This window comes from Vibrio plantisponsor (assembly GCF_013041605.1).
Classification (GTDB): domain Bacteria; phylum Pseudomonadota; class Gammaproteobacteria; order Enterobacterales; family Vibrionaceae; genus Vibrio; species Vibrio plantisponsor.
In genome coordinates this window covers 1-12450 of record NZ_JABEQC010000005.1, presented here as the reverse complement: position 1 = coordinate 12450, position 12450 = coordinate 1, and the positions used below count along the sequence as shown (strand labels likewise).

Annotated in this window: 10 protein-coding genes and 3 pseudogenes; 7 read left to right on the top strand and 6 right to left on the bottom strand. The window is 42.9% G+C overall.

The window, feature by feature from the left end; translation table 11 throughout:
* Nucleotides 1-41: 41 nt before the first annotated feature.
* Nucleotides 42-200 (bottom strand): annotated as a pseudogene (locus HKI82_RS08295) (integrase core domain-containing protein); the annotation flags it as partial.
* A gap of 33 nt (nt 201-233) precedes the next feature.
* Nucleotides 234-784, bottom strand: a pseudogene (locus tag HKI82_RS08290) (IS3 family transposase); the annotation flags it as partial.
* A 277-nt stretch (nt 785-1061) separates the two neighbouring features.
* On the opposite strand from HKI82_RS08290, the gene HKI82_RS08285 reads away from it, so the two are divergent.
* The 4 genes from HKI82_RS08285 to HKI82_RS08270 all read left to right on the top strand — a co-directional run bounded on the left by HKI82_RS08285 (nt 1062) and on the right by HKI82_RS08270 (nt 3246).
* Complete coding sequence (locus HKI82_RS08285; protein ID WP_171137738.1) at nt 1062-1829, top strand: DMT family transporter; 768 nt, start codon at nt 1062-1064, stop codon at nt 1827-1829.
* Between the two features lie 34 nt (nt 1830-1863).
* A complete protein-coding gene (locus HKI82_RS08280; protein ID WP_171137737.1) occupies nt 1864-2463 on the top strand; it encodes a YagK/YfjJ domain-containing protein in 600 nt (199 codons plus the stop codon).
* A 67-nt stretch (nt 2464-2530) separates the two neighbouring features.
* Nucleotides 2531-2731: an AlpA family transcriptional regulator gene (locus HKI82_RS08275; protein WP_171137736.1), complete on the top strand. Its 201-nt coding sequence runs from the start codon at nt 2531-2533 to the stop codon at nt 2729-2731.
* A 68-nt stretch (nt 2732-2799) separates the two neighbouring features.
* The gene (locus HKI82_RS08270) at nt 2800-3246 is read left to right on the top strand and encodes a ribonuclease HI (RefSeq protein WP_171137735.1); all 447 of its coding nucleotides are present in this window, start codon (nt 2800-2802) and stop codon (nt 3244-3246) included.
* Between the two features lie 254 nt (nt 3247-3500).
* Here the strand turns inward: HKI82_RS08270 and ltrA are convergent.
* Both ltrA and HKI82_RS08260 read right to left on the bottom strand, forming a co-directional pair.
* Nucleotides 3501-4972: pseudogene (ltrA, locus tag HKI82_RS08265) on the bottom strand (group II intron reverse transcriptase/maturase).
* A 904-nt stretch (nt 4973-5876) separates the two neighbouring features.
* Nucleotides 5877-6782 (bottom strand): LysR family transcriptional regulator, encoded by a 906-nt coding sequence (locus HKI82_RS08260; RefSeq protein WP_014204414.1) that lies wholly within the window; start codon nt 6780-6782, stop codon nt 5877-5879.
* 179 nt (nt 6783-6961) lie between these two features.
* Here HKI82_RS08260 and HKI82_RS08255 point away from each other — a divergent pair, with 179 nt between their 5' ends.
* A complete protein-coding gene (locus tag HKI82_RS08255; protein ID WP_171137734.1) occupies nt 6962-7618 on the top strand; it encodes a LysE family translocator in 657 nt (218 codons plus the stop codon).
* A gap of 386 nt (nt 7619-8004) precedes the next feature.
* Nucleotides 8005-9006, top strand: a complete 1002-nt coding sequence (locus tag HKI82_RS08250; RefSeq protein ID WP_171137733.1) for a GGDEF domain-containing protein — start codon at nt 8005-8007, stop codon at nt 9004-9006.
* A gap of 178 nt (nt 9007-9184) precedes the next feature.
* Here HKI82_RS08250 and HKI82_RS08245 read toward each other — a convergent pair whose 3' ends face one another.
* Both HKI82_RS08245 and HKI82_RS08240 read right to left on the bottom strand, forming a co-directional pair.
* Complete coding sequence (locus HKI82_RS08245) at nt 9185-10270, bottom strand: hypothetical protein (RefSeq protein WP_171137732.1); 1086 nt, start codon at nt 10268-10270, stop codon at nt 9185-9187.
* 285 nt (nt 10271-10555) lie between these two features.
* Nucleotides 10556-11515, bottom strand: coding sequence for an integron integrase (locus HKI82_RS08240; RefSeq protein WP_171137731.1), 960 nt, complete (start codon nt 11513-11515; stop codon nt 10556-10558).
* A gap of 377 nt (nt 11516-11892) precedes the next feature.
* On the opposite strand from HKI82_RS08240, the gene rnk reads away from it, so the two are divergent.
* Nucleotides 11893-12306, top strand: a complete 414-nt coding sequence (rnk, locus tag HKI82_RS08235) for a nucleoside diphosphate kinase regulator (protein WP_112404664.1) — start codon at nt 11893-11895, stop codon at nt 12304-12306.
* The last annotated feature ends 144 nt before the right edge of the window (nt 12307-12450 follow it).

Sequence of the window (12450 nt, the reverse complement as noted above, 5' to 3'; positions counted from 1 at the left end):
GATAAATAAAATATCTGCAACGCTTTGTAAACCGCCCCTAATTAGTTACACCAGTAATTAGAGGTTTCGGCTTGTTCATGCTTCATCAAGTATTCCCATGGTGTCAGATCGTTCAGTGCGTCACGAGGGCGTTCTTCGTTATATTCTTTCATCCAGTTTTCAGTCAGCTCACGGACCTCGTTCAATGTTTTGAAGAGGTGTTGTTTGAATCGCCACTACTTCAGTAGACGACTTTAAGCCTCATTAAAATACTGACGTTCATACTCTAACGGTGATAGCCCATCATTGGAACTATGCTGTCGTTTCGGGTTGTAAAACATCTCAATATAATTAAACACATCCATCTTTGCGTCGTCCCTGGTCGCATAGATATTTCGCTTAATTCGTTCACGTTTCAGCAGTTGAAAGAAAAGCCTCCATGCGTTTTGATGTACGTAATATCTGTTACCCAAGCCGTGTTGGGCGCTAATGGATCGAATTGCCGTTCTAAACGATTTGGCGTAACAACGTGTTGCTCACAACTAGGCGCTCTCGGTTTGCGATAGCTAACTTGCGCTCGCAGTCCTGCTCGCTGCATCAGGCGATGCACACGATTAATATCGCATTGCTCGCCAAGATCACGCAGATCTCGATGGAGTTTGCGGTATCCATAGATACCACCAGACTCAAGCCAACATTGTTTGAGTTGGCCTGTAAGTCGTTCATTGTCACGTTGTCGCTTCGACTTTGCGCAGCTCCTCCACGCGTACTCATCAAACAACTGGCACAGTAGTCGCACGGAGTGTCTGGTGGTGCCGCTGTCTGACAAGTTTTCCGCTGCGCTCCAAATTTTCCGTAGAGCGCGGCTTTGAACCTCCGCCGCAGGCACATGGCTGACCTTTTATAAATTCCTTCCCTATTCCCACCCCATCAGAACAGTAACTTATATTTGAAGTTCAGAATAGACGATCTATTCCAACCAGTAATAAGTCGTATGCGGTTTACCTCCCTTATTAAGTGAAAATAAGTCCATAGAATTGCCCTATTGAAATCAGATTACCCCCTAAGGGTTAGGGCAATTTATGACCATATTAGCAGCCATTGGGGCGAGGTTTTCTGCGTTCTACACGGATCAGCTAAAAGGGATTATTTGGGGTATTAGTGCCGCTTCAATTGGGGCGCTTTACACGGTTGCTGGAAGACTGGCATTTGATTCAGGTATGAATGTTACTGACTTGATGATGCTTCGTTACCTCGGCGCGATGTTTATTCTGTTACCATTGCATGGCCGACGGTTTTGGCAAACTAAACACTTGATTACCAGCAATCTTCGTTCTTGGCTGCTGGCATCAATTCTTGCTGGACCGTTATTCGCTATTACCTTGTTTTTGGGTTTGCAAAGCTCTTCTCCAGCGAATTCCGCAATGTTGCCATTTATCGCTATGAGTACGATGGGCATTGTGTGGAGTGCATTACTGCTCAAATTCAAAATTCGTCTTTTGCAATGGTCAGGTTTGATGATCATCATTGCTGGTCTTGTTTTATCTAATGTTACTTCTTTGGTTACCGGAGCCGATTTTTCATGGCAAGGCCTAGGTTTGTTTTGGTTGGCTGGAAGTCTTTGGGCCGGGTTCGGGGTCTTTCTCAAAGTCTTCAAGTTGCCAGCACTGACAGTTACGACGTTTGTATCTGTCATTTCTTCTTTAGTTGTTTTACCGATATTTCTGCTCAATACCAATATATCGTATCTTGTTGAACTGCCCTTAGGGCTATGGCTTAGTCAACTAATCATCCAAGGTGTGCTTGCAGGTTGCGGCACGACTCACCTTAAAAAAATACAACGCGAGTAATGCCTATGTCATTCACACACAAAAGGCATTACTCATGGCGAATAGAACCTACCTCCCAAGCATTACTCTAGATAGAACTTTTGAAGATTACCCGCTGTATTACAGCGACAAGGGGTTATACGAGTCAGCATTGACCTCGATGGTCGATGTCTTTGAACAGGCACTCAGTCAGTTTGACATCGCTCTCGCCACACGTTTGGACTTGTTTTTGCCAGAAGACCATCAAGATACCGACCTCAGTATCCTCAACGATTACTTTAATCTGTTTAAAGAAAAGCTTGATACGGATTCTCTGTTCTATGTATGGCGTAAGCGGGAAGACAAGGTGCCATCCCACAACTATCGCGTGATGCTGTTTACTGACTATAGCCAGCACTTTGGTCCCGCTATTTGTTGGGACAAGCGCAATGAATTGGTTGAGCATCTTAAAACGGCTTGGCAAGAAGCGATAGAAAAGCACTACAGCGGAGAAGCGCGTTCATTGGTGTTTCTCAATGACCGAGGAAATTATGGGGTGGGGACTCGTTGTCGTAGCAAAGACGTCAACATAAAGAACACTGTCTTCCACCGTATGAGCAGCCTTGCTGAAGCGTGGCAAGAAAAGCGTTACTTCTTTGGCTCTAGCTTGGAGTAGACCGACTGCATTTTTTACAGTGGCGGCTTATCCCATGGGTATATACAAAATACAGGAGACAATTCCCATGAGATTTCTACGACTTAAAGAAGTGATGTCACTAACAGGACTTGGCCGTTCAACTATCTACAAGTTCATGGCTGATGAAACCGATTTTCCGAAGAGTGTCCCACTCGGCGGACGAGCAGTAGCTTGGGTCGAAAGTGAAATCGAGGAATGGATGGAATCGCGTCTGAGTATACGAGACAACCAAGAATCCTATCAGTAACACAAACATCAACGGGGCGCTGGCTAAGCAAAGTCATGCGCCCTTTTTGCAACTAGAGAGATAAAAAAATGAGTTATTCAATTCACGTAGACGGAGCTGCACCAAACAATCAACACGGCTGCAAACGAGGAGGCATTGGGCTGGTGGTCTTCAATGAAGATGACGAAATTGTCCATGAGGAGGCTATCACCATTGACCGAGAGACAGACAATGCAGAGTTGGAGTTACTTGCACTTATCGAAGGGCTGGAATATGCCGAAGATGGTGATGTCATCTACTCAAACAGTGAGTACTGCGTAAAAGGTTTCAACCTTTGGCTTGATGGCTGGAAAAAGAAAGGCTGGCGTAGAGCTGATAAAAAACAGATTAAGAATCGACGCCTGTGGCAGACAGTAGATGAGTTACGCTCTGCCAAGTATGTCGAAGTCGAAAAGGTTAGAGCGCATTCTGGTGTTAGAGGGAATGAGATTGCGGACTCGCTAGCAGTTGATGCTGCTAGAAGTGATATCGATTGATGTAATTATGCGGTTTGTAGGCACAATACAACAAGCCGCTATTGCCTGTTATTTGCGTTTTTCTAGATAACATATATCTGAAGCTTGATGCGATGTGGGAGAGATAACGGGCATTAGACCAACCGCTCTCTTAGCAAGTTTTTGTCGAGTAGACGACACCTGTTACCAAGTGTCGTCCCTCTGAGAACCCAGCGTGCAACTTTCACCGCACTAGGCTCAAGCCTTCACGAAGGCACCGATTGGCACCCAGCAACTTATAAAGCAGTGAGAGCAGGCTCATACCAAGAGTTACGACATTGCTTCTTTGATTTTCTCTTTGCCAAGTATTCTTGGTGTTGAGGATCAAAAAGCGTAGCGGCACTCCTGATTTTTACATGTCTCTCTATTGGCACTTTGGCTATTTGAAACAGATTGAACTGACAATCCATATTCATGATCTTCTGCCAACCGTGAAATTGCCATTGACCTTGACGGTTGATGAAGTATTTAAGGGCGATCCAAGTTCTAGACTTAGTCGGATGACGCCTTTTAGCCCAGTGCCATAACGCATGGAATAGCTCGTGACCTATATATCCGAATATCTGTTTAGCAACGCAGTGTCGATAGTAATTCGACCAGCCCCTGAGTTTCGGATTTATCAACTTGATTAGATCGTTAACGGGGATGGTAGCGTGCTTCTTGATGAGTTCACGTAAGTTACTTAAGAGCATCAAAGTGTTGGACTTACTCGGTTTAATGAGCAGTTTTCCTTTGAACTTCCTATGATTGAAACCTAGGAAGTCAAAACCACGGCTGATGTGGGTAATGTGCGTTTTCTCTTCGGAGAGTGCTAAGCCTCTTTCCGCTAAGAACTCAGCAATCAACGGTTTGATATCGTACTCCAGCACCTCCTTTGAAGCACAGGTGACGACGAAATCATCGGCGTATCCAATAAAGTTGGCTCTCGCCCCCTTTTTGAGGGCGGTAGATTTTATGCGCTGTTCCAGACCGGCAAGTGTCATCAACATCAGAGTTGGAGATATAATTCCGCCCTGCGGTGTGCCCTCGTCGGTATGGTAGAACAATCCTTTATCTATATAGCCTGATTTCAGCCATTGTCCCAGCATCCGTTTGTCTGCTGGTATGTTTTCGATTAGCCATTGATGTCCAATTTTATCGAAACAGGCTTTAATATCTCCCTCGAGTACCCATTGCGCGGATTTCTTTTGACTTAAACAGATGAAACACTGTTGAATCGCATCAGCAGTGCTTCGATTAGGTCGGAAGCCATAGCTATTGGGATCGGCAACAGTCTCCGATATTGGCTCTAGTGCAAGAAGATGAAGCGCTTGCTGTGCTCTGTCGATCATACAGGGGATACCAAGTGGTCTGAGCTTGCCGTTTTTCTTGGGGATGTAGATACGCTTGAGCGGTTTGGCTTGATAAGCTTTTCTGCTCAATTGATTGACTGCTTTCATGCGGCGCGTATCTGTATTCCAGATGACACCGTCAATTCCAGGCGTTTTACTGCCTTTATTTTGTGATACCCGCTAACAGCTAGAAGTTTTGCTGAACGCGAGTGAGTCAGTATCCACTGCAACGCTTTCGCTTTGCCGTGTTTACCTTCTTGTGTTGCCTTTGCAATACGCATCTGAAGCTTTAATACATGGGATTCTACGACTTTCCAATTTATGGATTGCCATTGAGCACTGTCAGGAGAGGTACTAATCTCTTTTGAAATCATCATTTGCTTATCTCCTTGAATAAAGTTCTTCAAATTATCTTGCAACGGAAGACCAGTCGGAAGTCAGCTCACTTTCGTGATCAGATAGGAATCTGTATCTGCATCGTTACAATGCAGCTTTCGCTTTTTCCAACATCCTCTACCTGCATCACTATCGGCCACAGAGGCTTTCCCAGAGGGAGTGATACAGGCTTACCGTGTTCCGTATGTCGCGCAATGTCAGGGTAGATGCCTGCTATGGTGCGGAGAGTTCAATGATCACGAAAGAACATGGGGCAATCTCTTTCCGACTCTCGTGCCTTTTGGCTACAGCGTATTAGCCACTTCCGCTGTTTGCAAGGATAACGCCCCTTACGCAGATTCACATATGTTCATCATACTGACTACCTAGCACTTACCCGATTTGTGGTTATCAGGAGGGGCGTCCTCTTACGATTTCGACCCCGAACGGTATTACCCCCGTTCTTCGTTACATTGTCAGAGCCGCTACTTTATTCAGGCTCCTAGGTTCATCTGGTGATACAGATGGTTCACACATCAAGCGGTGAACAGCGCTTCATACGACTTCACGTCGCACGCCCATTCCTGCTTAGTGCGATTACTCAGCAGCGGATTACTCTTCTGAGTTTGCCATACGTGAGGTTATCGCAGATACCAGAACGGCGCTGAACGGAATCTCCCAATTTCTGTCAAAACGGTGTGTCCAGCCAGAAATCATCACCTGCATTATTATGCACTTAAATTGAAAGGTGTAACTTGGAGGTGGGCATGAAATGAGCTAGGCTCTTCATACTATTTAGACCTTGGGATTACACAAGATATAGGGTCAGCACTCCATGCACGATATAGTTCAGGGCCGAGTTAACAACGTCAGCTAGTTTTGTTAGCTTTCCTAGTCCCCTGTTTATCAATTTAGACAGGTTACCTCGTCAGGCAATGGACCAGGTGCTGAAGACTTGAGCCACTGATAGAGTAAATCGATGTATTGTCTTTTAACTGAACCTTTAGGCCAGACAAGATAATAGCTATCACCAGTCACCACCGCTTGCTTAAATGGCAACGCAAGTAACTCGGTGTCAATCGCTTTCAGACTAAGTAACAAATCTCCAACAGAGATACCATGGCGGCTGATGGCCGCTTGGTTGCCTTGCTCAAGAGTATCGAACACCTTGCCCTTATTAATGTTCAAAGACTTATAATAACCAGTGCGGTCTATCCAACGCCGCCAGTCACGGCGGTCCGAAGTTGGGTGAATTAGCTCACAAGCGCTTAAATCATATTGAGCCTCACTCAGTAACGCTGGTGAACAGACGGGAATCAGCAGCTCTTCAAACAGCGGAAGGCATTCGGTATCTGTACCAAAATTACCCTGTCCCAGCAGGATGGCGCAATCGTAGGGTTCTCGGACAAAATCCACGCTGTCAATATCCATCCATACACTTACAATTTCAATAATTGGTACGGTGTGCTCATCTCGAAAACTCCTCAATGCGTCCAGTAACCAGCTCATGGTCAGTGTGGATGGCGCTTTTAAGCGCAGTTGCCGATTGTTGCGACCAAAGTAGTAACAGGCATTTTCCAGGCTCTGGAAACTTTCCGTCAGTTGACTGGCCAGAGAGTTACCAGCGGGAGTAATTAATACTTTCGGGCCATGTCGTTCAAACAGCTTGCATTCAAACCATTCTTCCAGCGTTCGCACATGGCGACTTACCGCACCAGGTGTAACGTTAAGTATTTCAGCAGCTTTAGAAAAAGATCCTAAGCGGGCAGCAGCTTCAAATGCCCGTAACGCATACAGTGGAGGCAATGTCATGTCTGTATTCCATTGTGAGTATTACTCATAATAATATACAGTTTTTTCCGTTTTTCAGCATTGATTAAGCCTTACATAATAGGATTATTTCGTTAAGTTAAATCGAACTAATGAAATTCGAAAGAATGAGTTTCACTCATCTATAGGCAATCAAGTATCTCCACAGGAAGAAACACACCATGAATCTATCATTACTCGCCACCTACAGCCTCGCTGTTCTACTGCTAATTATCACTCCCGGTCCAGTCGTTGCTCTGCTTATTTCTACAGCAACCCGCGAAGGACAGCGCCAAGCATTTATGACTTTGCTAGGCACCAATGGAGCGTCCCTGCTGTTAATGACGATTGCAGTATTGACTTTAGCTGGTGTAGTACACTTGTCTCCCGTTTATCTATATTTATTGGGCATTGCTGGTTCTTTCTATATTGGCTTCGGCGCGATATCGGAACTACTCACAATAAGGAAGTTACCAAATGTCAATATAGATAATGAATCAACATCAACTCTCAACGAAACCACCAAAAATAGTGGGTTAGTCAGAGGTTTTATTATTGGGGTAGCCAACCCGAAAGATATCTTATTCTTTGTCGCTTTTTTTCCGCAGTTTATTGCAGTGACACACAATTTTTCTACCAGCGTAATAACATTGTCATCTATCTGGGTGCTATTTGATGTAAGCATTCTCTCTCTTTACATTTTGTGCGCTAAATGGTGGTCAAAAGCATTTAACTCGCGCTGGATTGAAGGATTATGTGAGGGGTTCTTATTGGCTGTAGCTGTGGGTGGAGTGTTTTATAATTCTCAACAATTGCTTCTGTTATCGGTACCTAGCTAGCTCAAGTTTGGAAAAAGTTAGTTGTACATGATCGAGTTAATGCATGTTTTTTTGTGAATTCTGCATTAAATTAACCTAGAACCTCAGTTCGAGGATGCACGATTCTGTCCATTTTCTTCCATCTCAGGCACTGCGTTCAGTGGTGCCTGATTGCGTTTTGGGATATCTAAAGTTATTCGATGATAGCTAAATCAGAAGAACCACTGACACGCCTTTGTCCATCTTCGATTCAGCTTGAACTGAGCTGAATCATTTCTGCCCTTTCCGAGTTAGGAACAATCTCATCTCATTCATATTTTTTCAGCTCGACAAAAATAACGGGCTATTAATTGAGAAGCTATAGTTAGTGGTAAACAGCGTTCTTTTTAAAGACATGGAAATTTTGTATGCCTACGAATGAAAAGCTACTAGAGGTCATAAAAATGCAGACCGAACTGACTAAGTTAGGTTTGGATTTAGGTGCTGTGATGCAGCGAGTAGTTGATAGAGCATTGCCGCTTGTACGATCAGATGGCGCTGTTATCGAACTAGCCGATGATGGTGAGATGGTTTATCGAGCTGCTTCCGGTATTGCCTCTAACTACTTGGGTTTAAGGTTAGAAGCTGCATCAAGTCTATCTGGCCTCTGTATAGATTCTAGTAGGGCTTTAGTGTGTTCCGATTCAGAAGCGGACTCACGTGTAGATATAGAGGCATGCAGGAAAATCGGGTTGCGTTCAATGCTCGTACAGCCATTGAATCATCTTGGCAAAACAGTAGGCGTATTGAAGGTGATGTCGTCTTCCGTTAATAAGTTTGGAGATGAAGAAGTCTTTATACTGGGTCTATTAGCAGAAACTATAGCTTCACTCATGTTTTTGGCAGAACGATATGACCGCAACGCATTGTTCATAAAAGCAACAAGAGATAGTTTAACTGGTTTGGCAAACAAAGCGTTTTTTATGGATAGACTTAGAAGTACTCTACTAACAAAAATGGAATCTAGCCATCCGTATGCAATCGTTATTTGTGACTTGGATGGTCTGAAAGTGATTAACGATAATTTGGGTCACAGAATCGGCGATGTGGCAATAAAAGAGTTTGCTAATTGTCTGCGTAGAGCTACCCGAGAGTTAGATACCGTTGCGAGGATTGGCGGAGATGAGTTTGGAATCATATCTCCCCTCAAGAGTAGCGAAGATGCAAAAGATTTGGTGCAACGATTGGAAGCTGAAGTAACAAAAACAGTCATGTATGAAACTAATACGATTAATCTGAAAGCCAGTATTGGGTTTTCATTAACACCTCAAGATGGGGTGGAAGTAGACCATCTTCTCGACTTAGCTGATCAGAGAATGTACTCGGTCAAGCGCAACCATTACCAAAAGATGAGAATGCAGCCTAGGTAACAATAGAATAAAGATTAATTAATATCATGAGCTTATTAATAACAAAGCTTCCATGCTTGAAGTGGTTCATGGTTTTCTACATTGGATAAAACACTAGCAAACTTTTGCCCCGAAGCTAGCTAGAAGCTATTGCATGTCTTATTAGTTGTAGTATATCTAACTTGAAATATCATAATTACTATTTGAGCCACTTGTAGCACCATCCATCACCCATGAGTAATTTCCTGATTTCTGCTCTGTCATTAGCTTTAGCTCGCATATATATAGAGCGTATTTCTTGCTCATAAGAATCAGATTCAAAGCCACGGCTAATCGCTTTTTGATACCACTCATGACCTTGGGAGATATCGCCACTCAACATTTTGCACGCACCAATCAAAGTGCATGGGCGGTAGTCCTGTAGAGTCAATTCATGAGCCTGTATGCCAAATTCGATAGCTTGTTCTAGCATATTTAAATCACGTTTAACACCGCCAGCCGTAGTAAGCAAAGCAGATTTCAACTTCTTATTTCCATTAGCAAATTTGAATGGAAAGTGCTTATTCACCAAGGTTAGAGCTGATTTTGCCTTATTTGCTTTACGATAATCAGCAAGGGCATTAACCAAGTTCCACGGCTTATTGGTCGTATTCCATATTCGTTTGGAGTTCTCTGCGCGACGAAGGTAATACATGCTAATCACTAGATCATTCTCAAAGCCCTTCTGCTTAAGCCACAAGTAGTCGGCATCAGTGATCATACCTTTGTTGAGAGTTGTGAGAATATAAGCTGCTTTAGAGTGCCTACGAATAGACTTAATATTGAGTGAGGGGAAGTCGATGAATTGCTTATCATACTTAGCTCTAAGATCTGCAAACATCTTTTCAGACGCTATTTGCCGTTGTTTTAGCTTTTGTTCCTGTGCTTTTTGTTGCTCGATTCTTTGCTCTTGAGGAGTTTTTGTCGTGTTATATTTAGCGAGTTTTAACTCGATAAATTCTATGTTCGTTGAAAACTCAGCACCTTCAACTGCCTTACGTTTTTTCACACAAACCTTAAGGCTCAAGAACTCACCAAACACATCAGGGTTATTTTCGAGCAATGAATTCAAAACAGCTACATACTCTGAACCCATTGCACTCGCTATACAGTTGGCTTCATCGAGTAACGGTTTATCGAGCACACTTCCATCTAGAGCTTCAGATAAAAGCTTCAACCAAGCATGGTGAAGTGGGAATTGAACCCGATCAAACAGCCTAATTACTTTAGTAACCAACATAACCATTTAATCTCCATCCTCGTTTAAAGCACTGTTCATGATAAAGGGGCATGCAAAACCGCTCCGCCAATTATAGCGGCTGAGTTTTCGAATTTTCTATACTTGAAGTTATCCATACTCTACTAATTTAGCTAAGTCACTGACACAGAAATGTCCAGAACCTTTACAGTCGGCACTTTCTAACTCAAAAGTGCCCCAAAGTGTGTTATTGACGCTGCTGACAATTAGCTCTACACCCTGTCAGTTGAGCAAATTTTAGTAATGCTAGAGATTGCCAGAATTATTCTTACTTTATAACGTATCTAACGGACTGGTTGTCCCCGCGAAATGTTGGCCAAGTACATGTGTATAGATTTGTGTTGTACTAACGCCATTGTGGCCTAGTAACTCTTGAACACTTCTTATATCACGACCTGCTTGAAGCAAATGGGTTGCGAAGCTGTGCCTAAACGTGTGGCAGGTGACGCGTTTATTTATTTGAATATTACGAACGGCATTCCTGAGCGCTTTACGAATAACACTTTGATGCAAATGGTGCCTGCAAAGTGTTCCCGTATAAGGATTAATGCAGGTTGATGACGAAGGGAAAATAAACATCCATCCGTGCTGCCTAAACGCATTGGGGTACTTACGTTCTAATGCATTTGGCAGAGATGGTCCTATCCCCTTTTGGTTGTCATCCTCTTGAATTTTAATAGCCTTTTCAATATATGTAGTAAGCTTCTCTGCGCATTTATGGCTGAGGATGGTTTGCCTATCTTTATGTCCTTTACCGTCTCTAACGGTAAGCGATGTTCTCACAATATCAATGTCTTGGACGCGTAATCGGAGACATTCTGAAACTCTTAGTCCACTACCATAGAGTAGCTCAATGATTAGCCTGTCTCGGCCATGAAGCTCATTTAATATCGATGAGATCTCCAATTGGGATAAAACCGTCGGTAAATGTCTCTGCTTAGTCGCATAGCAAAATCCTAAATCGCCAAGCTCATGGTGCAAATGCTTTTGATATAAATAGGCTAATGCGTTAAGTGCTATTTTTTGTGTGTTGATAGCCACATTTCGTTGATTGGCAAGGAAGGTTAAAAATTGTGTAACTTCTTCCGTTCCCATTGTTTCAGGATGACGTTTGTGGTGAAAGTTAATGAATGCTTTGATCCAATACAGATAGGTTTTTTCTGTTCTAATGCTGTAACCACGCATACGCATTTCCTCCTGAAGACCTTTCAGAAATGGGCTTTTTAGACTCATGATAACTCCTAACTCTATGGAACTGTATTTATATACAGTGTTATTTGAAATTCTTGGATATCAAGGGAAATAGTGAAAAATTTTTGCGCGTTTATACATAAATAAATTTAGATTATTCATTTTTATCAATAGGTTATGTATTTTTGATTTGAGATAATAGGTTTGGAAAACGCGCATGCGCGTTTTTCCAGATGGTATATTTAATAGAATGCTGATAAGTTCTTTTTATACAGATAGTTAACTGTGCGCGTTTTTACTGGTCCAACAAGATAAATGCGCATGCGCACTAATAAAATGTTAGGCGCATGAGACATCAAATCAACTATCATACTTCGTTAATAAATTGACAAGTAAATCTAATTTTTTGTGAGAAACCAATGAAAAAGAAGCCCGAAATTATTTTGTCTTCACTAGACGCTGATAGATTGTATGCTCTTCTTGAGTCATTACCGAAAAACAGTGTGCCAGGCATTGAAGAGTTAGAGCAGGAGCTAAATCGAGCGGAGATCGTAGAGCCAACGAAAATGCCTCAGGATATCGTTACTATGAACTCAATAGTTCGATTTTTCGTTGAATCAACGAAGCAAGAATTTGAATTGACATTGGTATATCCAAAAGATATGGATTCAAATGGAAAAAATATTTCTATTCTTGCCCCGGTTGGGAGTGCAATGCTCGGCCTTGCTATTGGTGATGAAATCGAGTGGCCCAAGCCTGGCGGGGGTACTCTGAAAGTTAGAATTACAGAAATTCTCTATCAACCAGAGAGATCTGGCGATTATCAACGATAATGTGAAAGCGCCTAACAAGGCGCTGCACTCGGACAAATTTACGCTACGCTTCATTTTTCCGGTGAGCGTGGCATTATATGCTTCCGTCAGTAGAAGGAATAGAGCTTATGTCACTTTATGAGAAACGAAATAGCAATGCGCAGC

What these genes read in the sequence shown, in the direction of transcription:
- rnk (WP_112404664.1), top strand. Translation starts at nt 11,893, where the DNA reads ATGAAAAAGAAGCCCGAAATTATTTTGTCTTCACTAGACGCTGATAGA.
- HKI82_RS08285 (WP_171137738.1), top strand. Translation starts at nt 1,062, where the DNA reads ATGACCATATTAGCAGCCATTGGGGCGAGGTTTTCTGCGTTCTACACG.
- HKI82_RS08250 (WP_171137733.1), top strand. Translation starts at nt 8,005, where the DNA reads ATGCCTACGAATGAAAAGCTACTAGAGGTCATAAAAATGCAGACCGAA.
- HKI82_RS08255 (WP_171137734.1), top strand. Translation starts at nt 6,962, where the DNA reads ATGAATCTATCATTACTCGCCACCTACAGCCTCGCTGTTCTACTGCTA.
- HKI82_RS08240 (WP_171137731.1), bottom strand. Translation starts at nt 11,515, where the DNA reads ATGAGTCTAAAAAGCCCATTTCTGAAAGGTCTTCAGGAGGAAATGCGT.
- HKI82_RS08245 (WP_171137732.1), bottom strand. Translation starts at nt 10,270, where the DNA reads ATGGTTATGTTGGTTACTAAAGTAATTAGGCTGTTTGATCGGGTTCAA.
- HKI82_RS08260 (WP_014204414.1), bottom strand. Translation starts at nt 6,782, where the DNA reads ATGACATTGCCTCCACTGTATGCGTTACGGGCATTTGAAGCTGCTGCC.
- HKI82_RS08275 (WP_171137736.1), top strand. Translation starts at nt 2,531, where the DNA reads ATGAGATTTCTACGACTTAAAGAAGTGATGTCACTAACAGGACTTGGC.
- HKI82_RS08280 (WP_171137737.1), top strand. Translation starts at nt 1,864, where the DNA reads ATGGCGAATAGAACCTACCTCCCAAGCATTACTCTAGATAGAACTTTT.
- HKI82_RS08270 (WP_171137735.1), top strand. Translation starts at nt 2,800, where the DNA reads ATGAGTTATTCAATTCACGTAGACGGAGCTGCACCAAACAATCAACAC.